This is a genomic window from Planctomycetaceae bacterium (assembly GCA_039680605.1).
GTDB lineage: Bacteria > Planctomycetota > Phycisphaerae > SM23-33 > SM23-33 > JAJFUU01.
The window spans coordinates 47,265-67,405 of record JBDKTA010000041.1; the positions used below are offsets into that span (position 1 = coordinate 47,265).

A 20,141-nucleotide genomic window follows, 5' to 3' on the forward strand; every position below is an offset into this window, starting at 1 on the left:
GAACTCTGACAGAGGAGAACGTGCAATGGACTTTCTGGAACGGGTCGACCCGGAAGTGGCGCGGATCATTCATGCCGAGCGAAAACGCCAGGCGACGACGCTCGAACTGATCGCCTCCGAGAACCACGTCTCGGCGGCCGTGCTCGAAGCCATGGGCACCGTCCTGACCGACAAGTACGCCGAGGGCTACCCCGGGCGGCGATGGTACTGCGGTTGCGAGAACATGGACTCCATCGAGCAGCTCTGCATTGACCGCGCGAAGAAGCTTTTCCACGCCGAGCACGCCAACGTGCAGCCACACAGCGGCACCAGCGCCAACCTGGCGGTCTACATGGCCGCTCTCCAGCCCGGCGCGAAAATCATGGGCATGAACCTCGCCCACGGCGGGCACCTCTCGCACGGCCGCAAGCAGAACATCTCGGGCATGTTCTACAAGGCGGTGCATTACGGCGTCAGCGAGGGCACCGAGACGCTCGACATGAACCTCGTGCGCGAGCAGGCCTTGAAGGAAAAGCCCGACATGCTCGTCTGCGGCGCGTCGAGCTATCCTCGCACGATCGACTTCGCGGCCTTCGGGCAGATCGCCCGCGAGGTCGGCTGTCCGCTGCTGTGCGACATCGCCCACATTGCGGGCCTGGTCGTCGGCGGCGTACACCCGGACCCGGTGCCGGTGAGCGATTTCGTCACCACGACCAACCACAAGACCCTGCGAGGCCCGCGCGGCGGCATCATCCTTTCCAAGGCCATCTGGGCCGACAAGCTCGACGCGGCGGTCTTCCCCGGCATCCAGGGCGGACCGCTGGAGCACGTGATCGCCGCCAAGGCCGTCGCGCTGGAAGAAGCGTCGCACCCGACGTTCATGAACTATGCCTCGGCCATCATCGCCAACGCCAAGGCCCTGTCCGAGGCGCTGATGAGCCTGGGGTGGCGCCTGGTCACCGGCGGCACCGACAACCACATGGTGCTGATCGACCTGCGCAGCCGTTTTGAAGACATCGACGGACACATGGCCGCGATCTGGCTGTCGCAGGCGTCGATCGTGTGCAACAAGAACGCCATCCCCTTCGACACGCGCTCGCCGCTGCGACCGTCGGGCATCCGCCTGGGAACGCCGGCCGTGACCACCCGCGGCCTGACCCCGCGCGACATGAAACAAATCGCTGCGTGGATCGACCAGATCCTGACCAGCGGCGGCAACGAAGATATCATTACCAAGGTGAGCGAAGGCGTCGAAGAAATCTGCCGCGCCCATCCCGTGCCCAACAGCAGCTATTAGTCGTGGCACAGGCTTTCCAGCCTGTGGCCCACAGCCTGGAAAGGCTGTGCCACCTGCTACGTGACGAGGCCGACATGCGTGAGATCTACCGAATCCTGGACGCCAATTTCAACCGGGCCCGCGAAGCCCTTCGCGTGGCCGAAGATTGCGGGCGATTCGCCCTCAACGACGTGGCGATCACCGTCATGGCCAAGCACATGCGCAGCGACCTGCAGGGGCTGCTGAGCGATATCCCGCTGATGGAGATGGTGGCAAGCCGCGACACCCCCGGCGACATCGGCACGGATCTTACCAGCCCGACCGAACTCAAGCGGGCCGACATGAGCGACGTGGCCATCGCCGCGATGAAGCGCCTGGGCGAATCGCTGCGGTCGATCGAGGAATACAGCAAGGTCGTCGCCCCGGCCAAGACGCTCGACGTCGAGCGCATGCGGTACAACGCCTACACGCTCGAGCAGCGCCTGTTGGGGCGGCTGTTCGTGCGGCGGTTCTTCGCCGACATTCACCTGTACGTGCTGGTCGACAGCTCGATGTGCCGCGGGTCGGTGCGCGAGATCGCCCGCGCCGCCATCGCCGGGCAGACCGACGTCATCCAGGTGCGCGAGAAAAACATCCCCGACGCGCAGTTCCTGGCCCTGGCGGCAGAGATGCGCGACCTGACCGACGAGACGGGCAAGATGCTTATCATCAACGACCGGGCGGACATCGCTGCCATGGTCGGCGCCGACGGCTTGCACGTCGGGCAGCACGACCTGCCTGTCGCCGAGGCCCGGCGCCTGCTGCGACCGGGCGCCCTGGTCGGCAAGAGCACGCACACCATCGAACAGGCCCGCGCCGCGGTGACCGAAGGCGCCGACTACATCGCCGTAGGCCCCATCTTCGCCACGGCGACCAAAGACGCCGGACCGCCGGTGGGCGTCGAGTTGCTCAAGCAGGTTCTGGCCGAAGTGCAGGTGCCGGTGGTGCCCGTCGGCGGAATCACGGCCGCCAACGTCGCGCAAGTCCGAGCCGCCGGCGCCACCCGGGCGGCCGTCTGCTCCAGCGTCATCAAGGCCGACAACCCCCGCGCCGCCGCCCAGCAGATCCGCGACACGCTGACGCAGGCGTAGCAATTTCCAATTTCCAATTTGGAATTTCCAATTGGGTCGCCATGGGCGTGCGTCACTTCGCGCAGGCCTGGCGCACTTTGGCGAAGGCGTCCATGCAGGCGTCGAGTTGCTCGGTGGTGTGGGCGGCTGAAATCTGCACGCGGATGCGGGCCTGGCCTTGCGGCACCACCGGATACGAGAAGCCGATCACGTAGATGCCTTCGGCGAGCATCAACGAGGCCATCTTTGTCGCCAGGGCGGCTTCGCCGAGCATGATGGGCACGATGGGGTGGTCGCCGGCGGCGATGTTGAACCCGCGTGCGGCCATGCCGTCGCGGAAGTGTTTCGTGTTGGCGGCCAGCGTGTCGCGCAGGGCGGTAGAGGCGCTGAGAATCTCCAGCACCGCCAGGCTCGTCGCGGCGATCACCGGGGCCAGCGTGTTGGAGAACAGGTACGGGCGGCTGCGCTGGCGAAGCAGTTCGACGATCTCGCGCCGGGCGGCCGTGAACCCGCCGCTGGCGCCGCCGAGGGCTTTGCCCAGCGTGCTGGTCACGATGTCGACGCGCCCGATGACGCCGCGATATTCGATGGACCCGCGCCCCGTCGGCCCGAAGAAGCCCGTGGCGTGCGAGTCGTCGACCATGACGGCCGCATCGTACTTGTCCGCCAGGTCGCAGATCTCATCCAGCGGCGCGACGGTTCCGTCCATGGAGAACACGCCGTCGGTGGCGATCAGGCGCAGGCGTGCGCCGGCGGCCTCGCGCAGGCGGGCCTCGAGGTCGGCCATGTCGCAGTGGGCGTATCGCAGGCGCTGGGCTTTGCACAGGCGGATGCCGTCGATGATGCTGGCGTGGTTGAGCTGGTCGCTGATGACGGCGTCTTCTTCGCCCAGCAGCGTCTCGAAGAGCCCGCCGTTGGCGTCGAAGCAGGAGCTATAGAGGATGGTATCCTCGCAGCCGAGGAATCGCGACAGGGCGGCCTCGAGCTGCTTGTGCAACTCCTGCGTGCCGCAGATGAACCGCACGCTGGACAGGCCGTAGCCCCATTTCTCCAGGGCCCGCCGGGCGGCCTCGATCACCCGCGGATCATCCGCCAGGCCCAGGTAGTTGTTCGCGCAGAAATTGAGCACCTGCCGCCCGTCCGGCGCCACGGCGATCACCGCCCCCTGCGGCGAGACGATCACCCGCTCGTCCTTGTACAGCCCCTGCGAGCGAATGTCCTGTAACACCTGCGCAATGTGCGATTTCATGGAATCAAACACAACGGTTTCTCCACACGTATCGTTTGGCAACTCTCACGATATTTCCCCAGCCCAACGGCCGGCATGCGCCAGCCCGGGGCAACCGCGCAAAGGGCCATCGCCCCTCGGCGTGAGCCTGGTTCTTCCCCGGCCCAAAGGGCCGGTATTCGTCAGCCCAGGGCGCAGCCCTGGGTGGCAATCCCCCACATGACCCAAGCCCTGAAAGGGCGGCAGATATTCAGTCCCAGACATAGCGCTCATCATATTCGATGTTATGCCGTTTGAGAAACGCTCGGTATTCGTCTTGGAAGGAAATCTTCTCGTGGTGTTCAGGCTGGTTGAGGATGTAGTCTCTCACCTGCCGAATTGAGGATTCGCTCACGGAAAATGCCCCGTATCCGTTCTGCCAATGAAACCCTGCGTACTGGCGGCCCTTGGTCTTGATCCATTTAGATGACGCCGTCTTGAGATGTTCCACGATTTCGCTCTGGCTGGTCTTGCGGGACAACAGGAACAGGATGTGGACGTGGTCCTCGACAGCCTCCAGTTGGAGCGATGGCGAATCGAGATTTCGAAGGATGCCGATCAGGTACGCCTTCAGCTCCTCGCGAACGGAATCAGCCAGGAGCGCCTGGCGGTTTTTGGTGCTGAAGATCAGGTGAACGAGTACCTTCGAGAGTGATTGCCCCATTGTTTGTTCTCCTCGTGTCGCCGCGCAAGTCCCGGCCCTTCAGGCCGCGGGAACAGCGCGTCGCGTACCCAGGGCTTCGCCCTGGGCTGACGACCGGCGGCCCTTCAGGCCGCAGAACGGCGCGGGCCTTTCAGGACGGCCAAATCGCCGCAAGGCATTACTCCGACCAGGTCAGGACGACTTTGCCGCTCTTGCCGCTTCGCATGACGGTGAAGCCTTCTTCGAAGTCCGTGTACGCGCAGCGGTGCGTGATAACCGGCGTGATGTCCAGGCCCGTCTGGATCATCGAGGTCATCTTGTACCAGGTCTCGTACATCTCGCGGCCGTAGATTCCCTTGATCGTCAGGCTGTTGAAGACGATCAGGTCCCAGTCGATCTCGGTGGTGGGCAGGATGCCCAGCAGGGCGATCTTTCCGCCGTGGCACATGTTGGCCAGCATGTCGCGGAAGGCGTTGGGGTTTCCGGACATCTCCATGCCGACGTCGAATCCCTCTCGCATGCCCAGGTCGGCCTGGGCCTGCTTGAGCGTCTTGCCCTCGCGGATGTTCAGTGCCACGCTGGCGCCCATGCGCTTGGCCAGGTCCAGGCGGTACTCGTTGACGTCGGTGATGACCACGTGCCGCGCCCCGCAGTGGCGGGCGATGGCCACGGCCATGATCCCGATGGGACCGGCGCCGGTGATCAACACGTCCTCGCCCAGCAGGTCGAAGGACAGCGCCGTGTGCGTGGCATTGCCCAGCGGGTCGAAGCAACTGGTGACCTCGAGGGGGATGGACGCCTCGGCCGGCCAGACGTTGGTCACCGGCAGGGAGAGATATTCGGCAAAGGCGCCGTCGCGGTTGACGCCGACGCCGCTGGTGTTGGGGCAGAGGTGGCGCCGCCCGGCCAGGCAGTTGCGGCAGCGCCCGCAGACGACGTGCCCTTCGCCGCTGACGAGATCGCCCTTGTGGTAGTCCTTGACGTTGGCGCCGATCGACTCGATCCTGCCGACGAACTCGTGCCCGACGGTCATCGGGACGGGGATGGTCTTCTGCGCCCAGGCGTCCCAGTTCCAGATGTGAACGTCGGTGCCGCAGATGCTCGTCTTGAGAATCCGGATCAGCACGTCGTTGACGCCGACGCTGGGGACCGGAACGTCCTGCAGCCACAGGCCTGTCTCCGGTTTGGCCTTAACTAATGCCTTCATCATCTTGCTCATGAAAATCCTTCCCGTAAAAGCACTAAGCAGTTTACCCGCCCGCGGGGTAACAGGGAACAGCCGGGTGCGGGCATTTTGCTCTTGCCCCACAGGGCCGGGCGGTTGTAGTCTACCGCTCTTATCGCTGACCTAACAGGAGATGGATTCCATGGCGAAAGTTCCGTCCGACATTGATATTTCACGCGCTGCCAAACCGATGAAGATCACCGAGGTGGCCAAGCGGGCCGGCATCCCCGCCAAGTACCTCGAACCGTATGGCGACGTCAAAGCCAAGGTCAAGCTCGAGATCCTCGAGTTCCTCAAACGCCGCAAGCAGGGCAAGTACATCGACGTGACGGCCATCACGCCCACCCCGCTGGGCGAAGGCAAGACCACCACCTCGGTCGGTCTGACGCAGGCCCTGGGGGTCATCGGCAAGGATGTGTTCCTGTGCATCCGCCAGCCGTCGATGGGCCCGACGTTCGGGATCAAGGGCGGCGCCGCCGGCGGCGGATACAGCCAGGTCATCCCGATGGAAGAGTTCAACCTGCACCTCACCGGCGACATCCACGCCGTGTCCATCGCCAACAACCTGCTGGCCGCGGCGATCGACGCCCGCCTGCGCCACGAGGCCCACACCAGCGACGCCGAACTGGCTAAGGCTGGGCTCAAGCGCCTCAACATCGACGCCGAGACCATCACCTGGCGCCGCGTGGTCGACGTCAACGATGCGGCCCTGCGCTTCATCGAGACCGGACAGAGCGAGAATTGGATGGACGGCCCGCAGCGCAAGACCGGCTTTGACATCTCCGTGGCCAGCGAGATCATGGCGATCCTCGCCCTGGCGACGGATGTCAAAGACATGCGCGCCCGCCTCGGACGCATCATCGTCGCGATGAACAAGGACGGCAAGCCCGTCACGGCAGAGGACCTCGGCGTCGCCGGGGCGATGATGGTCCTGATGAAGGACGCCATCAAGCCCAACCTGATGCAGACGCTGGAAGGCCAGCCGGCATTCGTCCACGCCGGACCCTTCGCCAATATCGCCCAGGGCAACAACTCGATCATCGCCGACCGCATTGCGCTGAAGCTGGCGGACTACGTGGTGACCGAGAGCGGCTTCGGGGCCGACATCGGCATGGAGAAGTTCTTCGACATCAAGTGCCGCGCCTCGGGCCTGGTGCCCAATTGCGTGGTGCTGGTGGCCACCATCCGCGCCCTGAAGATGCACGGCGGCGGGCCCAAGGTGACCCCCGGCAAGCCCCTGCCCGAAGCGTACGTCACCGAGAACCTGGCCCTGCTGGAAAAGGGCACGTGCAACCTCGCCCGCAACATCGCCATCGCCAAGAAGTTCGGCGTGCCGGTCGTCGTGGCGATCAACTGCTTCCCCGCCGACACCAAGGCCGAGGTCGAGCAGGCGCGCAAGGCCGCCATCGCCGCCGGGGCCGAAGACGCCGTTGTGGCCGAGCACTGGGCCAAGGGCGGAAAGGGCGCCAAGAAACTCGCCGAAGCGGTTGTGGCCGCCTGCGAAAAGCCCTCCAACTTCAAGCTGCTCTACCCCGACAACATCTCGATCAAGGCCAAGATCGAGACCGTCGTCAAGGAAATCTATCAGGGCGCCGGCGTGACCTACTCGCCCAAGGCCGAGGCGCAGATCGCCTCCTACGAGCGGGCCGGACTGAGCCACCTGCCCATGTGCATGGCCAAGACGCACCTGTCGCTCTCGCACGACCCGACGCTCAAGGGCGTCCCGACCGGTTTCACCGTGCCGGTCATGGAAGTCCGGGCCGCCGCCGGCGCCGGGTTCCTCTACCCGCTGCTGGGCACGATGCGCACCATGCCCGGACTGCCCAGCCGCCCGGCGTTCATGGACGTCGACCTCGACGACAACGGCCAGGTCGTGGGGATGTTTTAAGCGTCAGTGGTGAGCCTGCCCGCCGTAGCCTCGGCGAAGGCGGGTGGTGAGTGAGAAAACAGAAGCGCCCGGTCGAAAGATCGGGCGCTTTTATTGGGAACGTTAGCGGTCGAGCTTGCTCGACGCGGTTGTTTCCCTGAACCCAACAACCGCGCGGGGCAAGCCCCGCCGCTAACCCCCAAACGGCGGCGTGTTCAGGATCGGCGCCCAGTCGGCCATTCCGTCCGTCCAGACCAGGTCGGTCGGCGCCAGACGCTTCTCGGCGATCCACTGGAAGATCTGATCTTCGCCGACGGGGCCGAACTGCTGGCCGCGGCACTGGCAGTACCACAGCGGACCGGCGGGCTGGCTCGCCTGGGCGTCGTCGGCGATAGGCAGCACCTCGTCGGCGGCCTCTTCGGCCGTTTCTTCCTGCGGCGAATCGAGTCGCTGGAAGAACAGGCCGAACTTCTCGGGCATGATGCGGGTCTTGAGGATCATCTCCCCCAAGGCGACCTGGGCATCTTTGAGCGTCTGGGTGTCGCGGGCGATGAGGTCCTGCAGTTGGCGCAACCGCTGGCGGGTCTGGGCCAGTCGCCCGCGCTCGAGGTCGGGATCGATCCGCCCCATCAGGTCCTGCAGATGGGGCAGTTCGTCGTGATTTCGGCGGATCTGGCCCAGCAGGTCGCAGCCCTGCCGGCAGAGCTTGTCCATGCGGATGTCTTCGAAATGCAGCGCTTCGGAGACGGCGAGGCTGCCGCAGTCGAGGGCGGCTTCGCGGCGGAGCATCTGCAGGTGCTCGCGATGGCGCTGGAGCCGCTGCTGGGCGATCTGGGCTTGCCGCTGGGCCTCCTGGGCCTGGCGCTGGGCTTGTTCTTCCTGTTGTCGCCGCAACTCGGCGGCCTCCTGCTCCTGCAGCAGGCGTTCCTGTTCGGCGCGGCGGCGGGCGATGTCTTCGCTGGTCATGGGCACGCGGAAGGGCGTGGCGCAGACGGGGCATTTATCGACCGTGCCGCCCTCGGCCAGCGACTGAAGGATGGAGCCGCACTTGGCGCACTCGTGCCAGAAGGGCTTGCGCTGCTCGCCGGAGAGTTCTTCTTCCGAGGCCATCGGGGGGATGACGATGACCGCCTGGCAGCTCGGGCAGGCGGTCTTGCGCCCGGCCATGTGGCGTTGCGTCTTGAAGACGGTCCCACAACTGGTGCATCGGCAGTCAAAAAGTCCGTGAGGCTTGCTGCTCATCATTTCTCCCGTAGGGGCTTTGCTCGTCTGGATTATCGACAATTTGCCTCTGCAGCACAAGGTCGATGAACTCGCGTGAGATGAAGGTCAAGGAAGCGAGATGGGTGCGATGATTGGAAGGAGCACAACTAGAGACGGCGCAACATGGCTGCCATTGTCCCGAAACCAAAAGGGAACCGCTGTTCAATACGGCCAAGGTTCTGGCAGGCGATCCTTGCGGCGGTGAGGCCCTTTTCTGTCTCCAATTGCAGAGAAGGCCTATCAGTGCCATATACAACATCCTTGAGCTTGTTCTTGTTATAGGGCCACTCATTTTTCTCAAATCCCGCAGCCCATGTATGCTCGCTCACGTCGGGGATCATGTCCCCGATGCACCAAGCCTCTATTGCAGGAACAGCGACTCCAACAATGACTTGGAGTTGAGTTCGGCCACGCACCACGCCAAGATATTGAGAAGTATGCTCGGCAAGCTGTCTCAAGGCGCACAGTCGGCATAGCCCCTTCTCGATGCAGTCATCACCTCGGTGAGGGGGCGAGTGATTTGAATCGGCTACCACGATCAGGCAATCTGCGTCTGTCTGATAATGAAGGTGCTTGATCACTGCCGGCAGCGATGCCTTCACAGAAGGCCATCCGCGGGATCGCAATCTGGGCATTTCGGGAGATTGGGTTTATCTGCCGAGAATGTTTTCGGCAAAGGCGCGAATGATCGCCTCGTCGGCGCTCGATTCACTTAGCACGGCCAGTTTCATCGATTATCCGGCACTCCGCCAAGGACGCCGCTGTACCATGCATCGCCCAGATGAGCGTCCTGAAGGATCTGGTCCAAGTCTGAACGGTCAGACAGGCGCGTGAAACGGATGTTGTGTTCCCGTTCCCGCTCTTCAATAAGCTTCTCGCAAATGACAACTTCTTCTGGATGGTCTCGAAACAGATCCAGAAGATATGGTGAGTGTGTCGTGGCTACTACCTGCACTGGATCCCGTTTCTCTCCACAACTCTCAGGGTAAGCCAGCCTGTATAAAGCGTCTTTGATATCTCTCAACAAACGAGGATGGATTCCCCGATCTGGCTCCTCAAGGCAAAGAATCGCGGGGGGGGCAGCAATGTAGGCAAGAGTCAGCACAGCAAGGGCAAATACGGTTCCTTGAGAGAGGTCAGCCGCATCGATGGTGTGGTGTCCAACCCGTGCTCGCAATTGAAAGGAACGCATCCCTGGGTGAGGTGTCTCAAACAAGATGCGGTCGAATTCCGGCATCCAGGCACGCAGCTCCATGTTGAGGGCTTCAAATCGCTCAGGGTTACGATCTCGAAGACGGTCCATCACCACGACAAGATTGGCGCCATCAGACTCCATTTCTGCTGACGGACTTAGCTGCACCGTGCTGGCCACGCGTGACGCCTCGAAGGCAAAAAATCTAAGGCTGCTGAGTTTCTTTGAATCCAGAGGCGTCAACCCTCTCTCCATTCGACTCCCACGCGGCGCGCCTGCCTTCCATTCAGCAATAGAGACCTTCTGTCGTTCGGAAGATGACTGCCACATGGCTGAAATACGGACGGCAGGAGGATCGGCCGAGTTGCGCAAGGCCGCAGAAATAACTTGCTGGTGCGACCATTTCTCTGGAGTAGATGCTCCACGCAGTCCTTGAATGGCGGTGCTCTTGCCAGACCCATTGGGTCCCACCAGCAGCGTCAAGCGACTTAGCGGAAGAACCGCATCGCGGAGGACTTTGAAGTTCTCGAATTTAACCGATTCGATCATGGTTCAGGTTATCCAGCGTCTCGCTCAACTGTACCATAATGTTATCGGCTTTTAACCCCGGGAGAAACTGAGATTTGGACGGACACGCTGGCTTGCCCATGGCGACCCGCATGAAACAACGACGCGTGTCGCCATGCCACCCGTCGATCCGCAATTGCCGTCACGCCGTTTCGTCCAGCACGTCGGTCAGCAGGTACTGGTGTTTGTACTGTTCGCTTCGGCCGTGGCGGCGCTGGATCTCGTCGTGCTCTCGCTGGTCGAAGTACCCGCTGCCGGCCAGGGACAGGCGGATGGGGCCCAGGCGTCCGCTGTGGCGTTTGGACTGGTATTCGATGTTGAGCTCGGCCAGCGCCTGGTCCATCGCCGGCGCCAAAGCCGACTCGGCGCCGTTGCCGTCGATGGGCTCGATCACGAGCTGATAGCACGGCGTGCCTCGGAAGACCGGCTGGAAGGTGAAGCGGTTGACGTCGGTCCCGATGCGGGCCGTCGCCTGGCGCATCGCCTCGACGACCTGATGCTCGGTGAGCTTCTCGCCGGTGAGGTTGGCGGTGCGCAGCCCTCGCGAGAGAAACTCGAACACGGGAGACTGCCCGAAGCGGCCGACCACGCGCACGCGGTCGTCGATGCTGTAGCGCCACAGCCCGGCCCAGTTGGTGATGACCAGGAAGTATTCCTCGCCGACGCGCGCCTGGTGGGCGGGCAGGGTGTGCGGGTTGTCGCGCCCGTACTCCTCGATGGGGATGAACTCCAGGACGTTGGAGACGATCTCGGCGATTCCGGCGGGGGTGTTGTCCTCCAGCGGAATGGAGAACCGCCCCTCGCTGGCCAGCAGGCCCAGGTCGCGGATGGGGACCTCGCCGAACAGCTCGCGCAGGCGGCGCAGGTACAGCTTGAGCGTGCCGCCCGTCCAGTGCGTCAGGAACGCCGGCTTCCAGAACCGCCGCGGCAGCAGCGTGCCGTCCTCGTCCAGCGCCTGCTGCAGGCGCCGCGCCGCCCGGCGGTTGGGGCGGAATCGCAGCAGCCCCGCGACGGCGGCGGGGATCGGACCCGGCGGCGTGAACGTGCCGTCGGCCACGTCGCGGATGATCCGTTCGGCATGGGCCTGGGCAGCCTCGGCCATCTTGATGATGCTGGAGGGATTGGCGGTGGAGATGATCGCCACGTCGTGGGTGATGGCGCAGCGCATCAGGGTGTAGTACTTGACGGCCGCGTTGGAGATCGACGCCACCTGGTACGGCGCGGGGTACATGCGGCGCACGATTTTCTGTTGGTTCATGGCCAGCATGCCGCTGATGGCCCCGCAGGGCAGGCCCGTCGGGCTGAGTTGATCGTCCATGGGGGAGGAGATCTGGACGATCGGTCGCAGCCAGCCAGCCTTGTGCATGTTCAGGGCGGACAGTCCCAGGATGTTGAACCCGCGGCGCTGATTTTCCAGAAACGGCGCCGTGACGGGGATGTACTTGGGCAGACCGGTGGTGCCGCTGGTCATGGAGAACATGACGACCTTTTCGTCGGCCGGCAGCAGGGCGGTGGTCTGCCCCTGGAAGACGCGGTCGAAATAGGGTCGCATCTGCTCGTACGTTCGGACGGGGACGGCGCGGACGAAGTCGCCGTAGGACTTCACGCCGGCCAGTCCGTGGTCGCGCCCGAAATCGGTAGCCGCATGCCGGGCGATGAGGCGCAGGAGCAGTTGTTCCTGGGCGCCGGCGGTGTCGGCGTGTGCCTTGACGAAGGCGCGGGTGTCCAACCAGGCGCGTGTGGCGGCCAGGCGGGCCATCGGCTTCAGGATGAATTGTTTGGGTGTCATCAACCCCTCGGCGTCCGTCAAGCAAACAGGCAAGTATAGCCGGTTGGCCTTGTCTATCAAGAACTCGCTGTCGGCGGCGGTTCGTCTACGCCACCTCGGTCTCGGCCGGGGTGGTGATCTCGGCGGTGGCGATGTCGTCACCGGCCAGGTGCTTGCGAAAGAACGCGATGGTCCGCGCTGCATATTGCCTGGGCTGAACCATGACCGACTGGTTGTGTTTGGCCTGTTCCACCAGCCAGAGGTACTTCGGGTCCGGAGCGTCATTGTACAGCAGCGCCGTCTGGTCGGAGCGGATATAGCTGTCGCGCCGCCCGTGGATGAACAGGATCGGGCGCGGCTGCATCTCCTTCAGAGCCCGTCGGACGGAGGGGAACCGCCGCCCGAGCTTGGGCTGGGCGAACTTCATCAGCAACCATACCAGCAGGTTCCAGAAGATCTCGGGGTGGTTCTCGTAGACCAGCTTGACGCGGGCAAAGATGTGGGCCCAGCGCTTCATGTAGCTGACCAGCGTGGTGTCGGTGCTGAAAGCCCCGTCGCAGACGATCGCGGCGATATTCGGGTCGCTCGCGGCCGCCAGCAGCCCCGCCCCGGCGCCGCGGCTGATCCCGAACAGCCCGATGCGGGTGTCCTTGCCCTCGGCCTGCAGCAGGGACTCGACGTGCAGGCACGCGCCCAGGACGTCTTCGAGTTCCTTGTCGCTGGGCCACTGCAGGGGGCGATAGTTGCCCGAACCGGCGCTGCTTTGGCCATGGGCGCGGAAGTCGAACGTGAAGACGTCGAAGCCCACCTCCAGCAGCGGGCGGATGTAACGGGCGCAACTGAACATGTCCGAGCCGTACTCGTGGCAGAAGACGATCGTGCCCTTGTAGGTCTGCGCGTTGGGCGCCTGCAGCCGCATGCCCCGCAGGCTCGTACCGTCGAAGCTGCGGAACCGCTGCTGCTCGCCCGCCAGACGCTGAAAATCGAGCGGGCCCATCGACAGCGGCGGGGGGGTGTCGACGAAGATGTTCAGGCAGATCTTCGTGTACCGCGCCATCACCAGCACCACAAACAACAGCAGCGACGCGACGGTGATCGAAATAGCCACCGCCGCCCAGTGCTGGCTGAGCCACGTCCATAATGACGTCACTTGATCGATTGCTAATGGCATGGTCAAAGCGCGCGGCAGGGCCTATCCGTCCTGCGCGAGTGGGGCAAGGATACCCCAATTACTCGCGTCAAACAAGAGGCAGTCGCGGCCGGTGAAGCTTCCTCAGGGCTAACCAGACGATGGGCGCCCATGGCGACCCGCCGCACAACTCGTGTCGCCACGTCGCCCGGCCGACCAGCAGCGTCACGCTCCGCGCTGAAATATCCCGCTGAAAAATTCGCAATCCGGGGAACCTTCGACCCCATCGGGCGTATGGATAAGTGAGGGAATCAGTGGGAACTAATTCCCTCCCAGACCGGTCGGGTTTCTCCTCCTTTCCCCGGCCGGTCTGTGATTTTATCTGGAAAAAACGCGTCTCGCGGTGCGAGGCGCGTTTTTTCATGCGCGGGATCAGGCGGCTTCTTGCGGCCGCTTAAGAGTATGTTCTATTTTCGCCTGCGGCGGATGATGACGCCCACAGCCCCAGCGGCCAGCAACATCAGGCTGGCCGGTTCGGGGATGTCGTTGGTGACGATGAAGTGGTTCAGCGTCGTCATGTCGGCGCCCCAGGTAATGTTATTGTCCAGGGCAAAGATGAGGTACTGCCCGGCTGCCAGGGTTACGCTTGAGGCCAACCGCAGATCGCGGCTGGCGGTGGTCGCGACGCCGGCCGCCAGGGAATCGCCCGGGTCGCCGACGCTGAAGAAACCGTTGGCGTTCTGGTTGATGCCCCTGACATAGCCGGCCGTGTCGTCTTCGCCAAGAAACACGTTGGCGCCCACGCCGTTGCCGCCTCCGGCGTAGTAGATGCTGACGTCAAAGGTATACGTTCCGGCCGTCTGGGCACGGTACATGATGGCCGTGGAGCCCAGCCAGGCGCCGCTGTTCCACGGATGCATGAGCATGGCGCCGGTGCCGGTGTTTCCGTAGACGCCCTCTCCCTCGTTGTTGGGATACCGCCACCCGGACCAACCGCCGCCCCACCAGGAAGCCGGGTCATTGTCGTAATCCGTGTCCCGGCGGAACCGCGCGGTTTCGGCATACGCCTGGGCGGCGAATTGCCAGGTCTCATCGGCGCCATTGACGCCGTCGGCAATATCCGCCGCCGTGAGCGTGTCGGCATAGACGCCCGACGCCATCACAAGAAGGGATGCCATGCAAATGCCCAAACGAAAAAGAGTGGTATTCATATGCGCTCTCCTATTCTGTCGACCAGTCTCTGCTCGAAACGACTACGCCATGTTTACCGCTGCAAAATGACAGGCCGCGCTGAGCTGGTCTCCATTGCAAACATCCAACCAGACGGGCCTGTAAGATATGCTATCAAAGTTGCATAATTAGTCAAGCTTTAACGGGAAATTAATATGCCGGTCAGGCGATTTTCGCTGCCGGTTGGGCGTCATTGCAGCGGCGGCGCGGGCAAGTCGGGCGCCGGCGCCGGCAGGGCCGGTTGCGTCGCCGGCAAGTCGGGCGCCGGTTCCGCTGGGGCCGGTTGCGTCGACGGCGGACGCGGGGCCGACACCTCCGCTTGCAGCGCCGCGATGCGCTTGTTGGCGAAGTCTACGTTGCCGCCGTCATACGGGTCCCGACGCAGCGCTTCCTGGTACAGCTCCAGCGCTTTCTCCGCGCTGTGCAGGCGGATGTCCCACAGGACGGCCGCCTGGTAGCTGGCGGTTTCCTGGATGGCCGGGTCCCACTGGACCGCCCGCTCGTACCAGGTGGCGGCACGGTAGTTTTCCTGGAAGTACTCCTTGTAGATCTCGGCGATATAGAACGCGGCCATCGGCAGGCGAACCGAGTTGGGGTACTTGGCGATGAGTTCCTTGAACAACTCCAGCGACTGCCTCTGCCGGCGGTAGTCCGCCCCGATCGTAAAGACGATCAGCCCCTTGTGCTGCTGGTGCATCGCCAGGGCGCGGAAGAACAGCTCGTCGGCCTCGCTGCTGAACTGGTCGCACTTGCGCTGGGAGGGGGGCACCTCTGCGGTGATGAAATACATGTACGTGCGGATCGGGTCCAGCCGCTGCTGCATGTTGGCGATGACGTCGGCCTTGTACGTCATGGCGTTCTGGCGGTAGAAGGTCACCAGGTCGCCGACGGCCTTGATGTATTCCGCCCGTGCGGCCAGGGCGTCCTCGACCAGCACGGTTTCGGTCGGTGCGGTATTGGGCAGGTCGCGCGGCGGAAGGATCGACGGCAGCCCCACCCACTCCCACGGACGCACCTGCGCCAGGTTGGCCAGCTCGCGGTTGGCCCACTCGAGCTTGACGAGGTTTCCGAACTGCTGATAGAAGTCGCGCAGCTTCGTCAGGCGGAAGGTGTAGTTGAGCCGCGCCGCCTCGACTGCCGTCGCGGCGCTGCGCTCGCGAAGATTGTCCGGCGCCACCGTCAGCGTCTTGAGGGGCATCGAGACGATGTTCTGCCGCGGCGGCGCCGGCGGGCGATCGCCACAACCGCAGAGAAAGATCGCCGCGCCGACGAGGCTGCAGCCGGCGGCCGCCAGACCGACACGCACATTCGCTACGTTGATCATATGGAGGCTCCTCAAGTGTAACACGCGCAGCGTCGCCGGAGCCCGCTCCCATGACGCCCGCGCAGAATCCTCTATCTTCATCGGCAAGGCCGTGCGTTGGGGTTGTGGGAAAAAAGCTTACCACAGAGGCTCGTGAGCGACCAGATTTCCTGGAAGGAAAATCCGGTCGCTCACAGAGCGGGAGAAAGTAGTCAGTAGAAAGGAGAAGAAGCGGCCAACGCCTCATCAGCCCTGCCATCGCGGCCTACCGCCTGGACTTATCCCGCGGTCTACTCTCAACTTTCTACTCTCCTCTGGAGGTTTCATGACGGGTGGCATGGCGACACGCGTAGCGGGCCTGCCTGCCGCAGGCAGGTCGCCATCGTTAGCGGCGGAGCTTGCTCCGCGCGTTCGCCCCAGATCGCCCGGTCGCGAAGTCTACGAGAAAGCGGTACGGACTATGCCACGCTTCCACTTCCTTGCACTTTGTTGCCTGCCCGCCGTAGCCTTGGCGAAGGCGGGTACTTTTCACAGCACTTTGCGGGGAAGCACCCAGCCTACGACCTGTGACCGCGCCCCTAACGACCTCCACCGCAAAAGCGGTTCAGCCTATACCACAATTCCACTTCCTTGCACTTTGTTGTACTTTTCACAGCGATTTGCGGGGAAGGTAAGCAATTACTATTGCCTTATGGTCGTGCGGTAAGTACTTCCCATTAGGGCAGCAGCGTCCTGAACTCCCGGCCGCCATGACGCACCTCGACCGTCCGGGGGTGCATTTTCAAGCAGCCTCCGTTGTCCCTCGAACGCTTTACCCTTTCGTTTTGCGAGTTGATTTTGCGCGGGCCCCTGTTGGCTTGGGTTGTTCCCGTTGTGACCGGATGCGGCCCAGAAGCGCGGAAGCGGGTTCGTAGGAGCGGTTCTCCTGGCGGGCCAGTTCTGCTTCGGTGGGGACCAGTTCGCCCCGGAAGGCTTTGGCCAGAATCGCCTGCGTCAGTTTGTCCGCCCGCTTGGTCGCCGCGGCCACCCGCTGCTCGATCTGGTCGGCCAGCTTGAACAGCGCCTCGACGCGGCGGACAATTTCCTTTTGTTCATCCAACGGAGGAAGCGGAACTGGAAAAGAACCAAAAGTTGTGATGGAAATGTGGGGCATGGCAGCCCCCTTTGCGCCTTCCTCAATCAGATTCTGTGTGAAAGGACATTGAATAACGCGCAAGAGGTATCGTTCATTCGCGCTTAACCCTCCAAACCGAAGCACGGCTACCGATTGATTGATACAGCATCTTTGTCCCTTCTGGACAATTGCGGCACGTCCCAATGTTCCATCCTTCGTTAGCAGTATTTCTCCCGCCTCGGGCCTGTCCTTGTCATTGAGTGACTCAAAGGCTTCGAGAGACGTTCGATCTGCAGACATAAGATCAACGAAGTCATGCAAGACATTCTTGGCAGTTACTACAGGTATTCCTTCTGCGACATGTGGCATTGGCCTTGTGAAGCCGTATGTAATCCAGTCGGTAAGATCGTCCCACGTTACCCAGAGCCAGCTTTCAGGCAAAGAGAACGGCTCATTGGAGATTTCTGATGCTGAAAGACATTTGGGCTGTCGAGGTTTGCGAAGTCCCTCTTTCTCGCACTCTTGGGTCTGACGAAGATACCTGTCTTTTCGATTCAACAAGATCCTTTCCAATAAAGCTCTGGCAGATTCGCTGACTGAACCCGCTGCCCGCCAGTCTTCGGTCAGTCGTCCGGAGCAGGCGGCGGCGAGGACGGATTGGCGGAAGCGTTTGAGGATTCGGGGGACCTTGGCCAACCGCTCGCGCGCCGCGTTGACGAGGGCCAGCAGTTCCTCCACCCTGGCCACGATCCGCTTCTGTTCGGCCAGAGGGGGAAGAGGCACCACAATAGCCTCGAAATACTCACGCTTGAGATTGTTTATGTTGGTTCCAGAAGATGCCGCCGAGATAGCGTCGCGATACCCTTTGGTTTGGAAGTAGTAGCCGAAGAACGCGGGATCGACTTGCCAGTGTGGCCTGAGAACGCCGCAGAAAGCGCCGAATGTTCCATTCCACTTTCCCCGAGCCGAAGCCGCTTTGCCTACAACTTGCTTGCTGCCGCTGGACATTGCCAGCACCACGTCACCGGTCTGGATCATCTGCTCCTGACTTACCCGCCCTTGGGGAACATACTGCAAATCCAAAAAGTTGAGGCCGTCCCCAATGTTGTTGGCCCGGAGAAGTGCTACGTGGCCGTCGGTGGGCGAAGACAATGCTTCGCCTTTCGCATATGAAACACCGCGGATCAATGAGGCGAGATCCAGAACCGAGGCCTCTGCCCATTGTTCTGGTAGTTCAGTAGCAGCCACTACGCCGCCCCCTTCTCAGGTTTGGAGCCACGTTTCAGCTTGCTGTTATAGGGCGGGCGATGTTTCGCTGTCATGTGTTCCTCAATCTCGGCTCGCCCAAACGGCACGATCACCGGACTGACAGACAAGCGTGTTTCAATGTAGTCCGTCACCATCTGCTCAATATTGTTAGGAAATCGTCGGCTGGAGGTAGCCTCGTGAAAGCCCGGCACATCTTTGAAAAGAACATTGCCCAGCTTTCGCCGAAGGACATGGTTGCGAGAACTGAGGAAGTCCAGCATTCGGGCGGCGATAGAGCCGGTCTCGCCCACATACACAAGATCGTTCTGGTCGAAGACCGCGTAAACCCCAGCGTCCGTTGGAAACCGCCGTGTCCAGTCGCGGGTGAGCAGGAGCGGAATTCGCCTGCTCCGTAAGAGCAGTTGCTCGCACGCTTCCAGCAGCATCTGGATTTGTTCCTCATCGACGCGATCCAGTCGCGGGACGACGATCCCCTCGGCAGCCTGACCAGCAACCTGTCCAGAAGTCATTTGCCTGCCTCCTTCCCGTCGCCATTCTCCAACGCCGCCAGCACGCCCTTGAGGTCCAATACGGCTGCCTCCAGTTCCTCAATGGCGTCGGTTGCCAGTTCATCCGGCTCGGGCAGATCGGCGGCGTCGTCCAGCCCCTCGTCCTTAAGCCAGCGCAGGCCGTCGAGCTTGAAGTCGCGGCCTTTGACTTCGCTGATGTCGAAGCAGCGCCAGCGGTCTTCCATGGAACTCTTGGGCGTGCGCTTGCTCTTGCCGTTAGGATCGTCGCCGTAGCATTTGACGAACTCGGCGAAATGCTCTGCAACCAGCGGCCGGTCCTTCTTGGTGATGTGCGGCACGTTGGTGCGGCCGTCGTAGATCCACGTCTTCTCGGTGGGGTAGCCCTTGGTGAAGAAGATCACGTTGGTCTTGGTGCCGGGGCTGTAGGGGGTGAAGGTGCCGTTGGGCAGGCGCAGAACCGTGTGCAGGTCGCAGTCTTCCGTGAGCAGCTTAAAGACCTCGCCCGCCTGGTCGGCGAACAGGCAGTTGTCGGGCACGACCACCACGGCGCGGCCGCCGGGCTTGAGGACCGTCATCACGTGCTGGATGAAATTGAGCTGCTTGTTGCTGGTGGCGATGGTGAAATCTTCCCGCTCGGGGGCCTGATTGGCGCCCTTGGTGCCGAAGGGGGGATTGGTCAGGATCACGTCGAATCGGCGCGAGTCCGGGACTTCATAGATCGAATCGCCGATGCCGATTTCCGGCTCCAAGCCGTGCAGGTACAGGTTCATCAGCGCTAATCGCCGCGGCCGCGCCACGAGGTCCTGCCCGAAGTAGGTCTTGGTGCGGACGCGCTTGGCCAGATCGCGGTCCATGGCGCCGCCGCCGGTGGCCTGGATCAGCCACTCGTAGGCGCAGACCAGAAAGCCGCCGGTGCCGCAGGCGGGGTCGCAGAGGGTGAACTCCTTGTGGGCGCGGGGGTCGGGCTTGATGCACGCGACCAGCGCCTGAATGAGCAGGCGGGGGGTGAAGTACTGCCCGGCGCCCTTCTTGCCCTCGTCGGCCGCCTTTTCCAGCAGCCCCTCGAAGGCGGCGGCCTTGACGTCCACGCCCAGCGATGTCCACTCGGTCTCGTCGATCAGGCCGATGAGCTTCTTGAGGTTGACGGGGTTGCTGAACCGCGACTGCGACCCGGCAAAGATGTCGCCCAGAATGCCCTTCTGCTTGCCCAGCGTGCGCAGCGTGTCAACGTAGTGGTCGAGCAGTTCCGTGCCGGAGGTCTCCGCCAGCGTCGGCCAGTCGCACGTCTTGGGCAGTTCAATGCCCCGCTCGTCGGCCATCTTGATGAACAGCAGATACGTGATCTGCTCGATGTAGTCGCCATAGTCCACGCCATCATGCCGCAGCGTGTGACAGAATCCCCAAAGCTGTTGTACTACGTCAGGCATTTGT

Annotated in this window: 16 protein-coding genes; 3 read left to right on the forward strand and 13 right to left on the reverse strand. The window is 62.8% G+C overall.

Annotated elements, in window-relative coordinates; genetic code table 11:
• The first annotated feature begins 25 nt into the window (after window positions 1-25).
• The gene (gene glyA, locus ABFD92_11890) at window positions 26-1,276 is read left to right on the forward strand and encodes a serine hydroxymethyltransferase (GenBank protein ID MEN6505236.1); all 1,251 of its coding nucleotides are present in this window, start codon (window positions 26-28) and stop codon (window positions 1,274-1,276) included.
• A 74-nt stretch (window positions 1,277-1,350) separates the two neighbouring features.
• Window positions 1,351-2,385, forward strand: a complete 1,035-nt coding sequence (locus ABFD92_11895) for a thiamine phosphate synthase (protein MEN6505237.1) — start codon at window positions 1,351-1,353, stop codon at window positions 2,383-2,385.
• A gap of 52 nt (window positions 2,386-2,437) precedes the next feature.
• Here ABFD92_11895 and kbl read toward each other — a convergent pair whose 3' ends face one another.
• The 3 genes from kbl to tdh all read right to left on the reverse strand — a co-directional run bounded on the left by kbl (window position 2,438) and on the right by tdh (window position 5,493).
• A complete protein-coding gene (gene kbl / locus ABFD92_11900; protein ID MEN6505238.1) occupies window positions 2,438-3,625 on the reverse strand; it encodes a glycine C-acetyltransferase in 1,188 nt (395 codons plus the stop codon).
• A 217-nt stretch (window positions 3,626-3,842) separates the two neighbouring features.
• Entirely contained in the window at window positions 3,843-4,295 is a 453-nt protein-coding gene (gene tnpA, locus ABFD92_11905) for an IS200/IS605 family transposase (protein MEN6505239.1), read from the reverse strand.
• A gap of 157 nt (window positions 4,296-4,452) precedes the next feature.
• The gene (tdh, locus tag ABFD92_11910; GenBank protein ID MEN6505240.1) at window positions 4,453-5,493 is read right to left on the reverse strand and encodes an L-threonine 3-dehydrogenase; all 1,041 of its coding nucleotides are present in this window, start codon (window positions 5,491-5,493) and stop codon (window positions 4,453-4,455) included.
• Window positions 5,494-5,641: 148 nt separating this feature from the next.
• On the opposite strand from tdh, the gene ABFD92_11915 reads away from it, so the two are divergent.
• Window positions 5,642-7,387 carry a formate--tetrahydrofolate ligase gene (locus ABFD92_11915; GenBank protein ID MEN6505241.1) on the forward strand — a complete coding sequence of 582 codons (1,746 nt, stop codon included), beginning with the start codon at window positions 5,642-5,644 and terminating at the stop codon, window positions 7,385-7,387.
• A gap of 171 nt (window positions 7,388-7,558) precedes the next feature.
• On the opposite strand, the gene ABFD92_11920 is transcribed toward ABFD92_11915, so the two are convergent.
• From ABFD92_11920 to ABFD92_11965, 10 genes are all read right to left on the reverse strand, one after another.
• On the reverse strand, window positions 7,559-8,608 hold the full coding sequence (locus ABFD92_11920; protein MEN6505242.1) for a GYF domain-containing protein: 1,050 nt from the start codon (window positions 8,606-8,608) through the stop codon (window positions 7,559-7,561).
• Between the two features lie 128 nt (window positions 8,609-8,736).
• On the reverse strand, window positions 8,737-9,231 hold the full coding sequence (locus ABFD92_11925) for a hypothetical protein (GenBank protein MEN6505243.1): 495 nt from the start codon (window positions 9,229-9,231) through the stop codon (window positions 8,737-8,739).
• Between the two features lie 125 nt (window positions 9,232-9,356).
• The gene (locus ABFD92_11930; protein ID MEN6505244.1) at window positions 9,357-10,370 is read right to left on the reverse strand and encodes an AAA family ATPase; all 1,014 of its coding nucleotides are present in this window, start codon (window positions 10,368-10,370) and stop codon (window positions 9,357-9,359) included.
• A 160-nt stretch (window positions 10,371-10,530) separates the two neighbouring features.
• Window positions 10,531-12,177, reverse strand: coding sequence for a GH3 auxin-responsive promoter family protein (locus ABFD92_11935; GenBank protein ID MEN6505245.1), 1,647 nt, complete (start codon window positions 12,175-12,177; stop codon window positions 10,531-10,533).
• Window positions 12,178-12,262: 85 nt separating this feature from the next.
• On the reverse strand, window positions 12,263-13,306 hold the full coding sequence (locus tag ABFD92_11940; GenBank protein MEN6505246.1) for an alpha/beta fold hydrolase: 1,044 nt from the start codon (window positions 13,304-13,306) through the stop codon (window positions 12,263-12,265).
• A 446-nt stretch (window positions 13,307-13,752) separates the two neighbouring features.
• Window positions 13,753-14,463, reverse strand: coding sequence for a PEP-CTERM sorting domain-containing protein (locus ABFD92_11945; GenBank protein ID MEN6505247.1), 711 nt, complete (start codon window positions 14,461-14,463; stop codon window positions 13,753-13,755).
• 242 nt (window positions 14,464-14,705) lie between these two features.
• On the reverse strand, window positions 14,706-15,839 hold the full coding sequence (locus tag ABFD92_11950; protein ID MEN6505248.1) for a hypothetical protein: 1,134 nt from the start codon (window positions 15,837-15,839) through the stop codon (window positions 14,706-14,708).
• Window positions 15,840-16,629: 790 nt separating this feature from the next.
• Complete coding sequence (locus tag ABFD92_11955) at window positions 16,630-18,180, reverse strand: restriction endonuclease subunit S (protein ID MEN6505249.1); 1,551 nt, start codon at window positions 18,178-18,180, stop codon at window positions 16,630-16,632.
• A complete protein-coding gene (locus ABFD92_11960) occupies window positions 18,180-18,710 on the reverse strand; it encodes a hypothetical protein (GenBank protein MEN6505250.1) in 531 nt (176 codons plus the stop codon). Before ABFD92_11960 ends, ABFD92_11955 begins: the two co-directional genes overlap by 1 nt.
• A complete protein-coding gene (locus ABFD92_11965; GenBank protein ID MEN6505251.1) occupies window positions 18,707-20,137 on the reverse strand; it encodes a class I SAM-dependent DNA methyltransferase in 1,431 nt (476 codons plus the stop codon). The genes ABFD92_11960 and ABFD92_11965 overlap by 4 nt, the downstream gene beginning before the upstream one ends.
• Window positions 20,138-20,141 lie beyond the last annotated feature (4 nt).

Bases quoted from the DNA above. Each gene is read 5' to 3' on its own strand.
- ABFD92_11945 (MEN6505247.1), bottom strand. From the start codon at position 14,463: ATGGCATCCCTTCTTGTGATGGCGTCGGGCGTCTATGCCGACACGCTC.
- ABFD92_11950 (MEN6505248.1), bottom strand. From the start codon at position 15,839: ATGATCAACGTAGCGAATGTGCGTGTCGGTCTGGCGGCCGCCGGCTGC.
- tnpA (MEN6505239.1), bottom strand. From the start codon at position 4,295: ATGGGGCAATCACTCTCGAAGGTACTCGTTCACCTGATCTTCAGCACC.
- ABFD92_11915 (MEN6505241.1), top strand. From the start codon at position 5,642: ATGGCGAAAGTTCCGTCCGACATTGATATTTCACGCGCTGCCAAACCG.
- ABFD92_11920 (MEN6505242.1), bottom strand. From the start codon at position 8,608: ATGAGCAGCAAGCCTCACGGACTTTTTGACTGCCGATGCACCAGTTGT.
- ABFD92_11935 (MEN6505245.1), bottom strand. From the start codon at position 12,177: ATGACACCCAAACAATTCATCCTGAAGCCGATGGCCCGCCTGGCCGCC.
- ABFD92_11965 (MEN6505251.1), bottom strand. From the start codon at position 20,137: ATGCCTGACGTAGTACAACAGCTTTGGGGATTCTGTCACACGCTGCGG.
- glyA (MEN6505236.1), top strand. From the start codon at position 26: ATGGACTTTCTGGAACGGGTCGACCCGGAAGTGGCGCGGATCATTCAT.
- tdh (MEN6505240.1), bottom strand. From the start codon at position 5,493: ATGAGCAAGATGATGAAGGCATTAGTTAAGGCCAAACCGGAGACAGGC.
- ABFD92_11895 (MEN6505237.1), top strand. From the start codon at position 1,351: ATGCGTGAGATCTACCGAATCCTGGACGCCAATTTCAACCGGGCCCGC.
- ABFD92_11930 (MEN6505244.1), bottom strand. From the start codon at position 10,370: ATGATCGAATCGGTTAAATTCGAGAACTTCAAAGTCCTCCGCGATGCG.
- ABFD92_11960 (MEN6505250.1), bottom strand. From the start codon at position 18,710: ATGACTTCTGGACAGGTTGCTGGTCAGGCTGCCGAGGGGATCGTCGTC.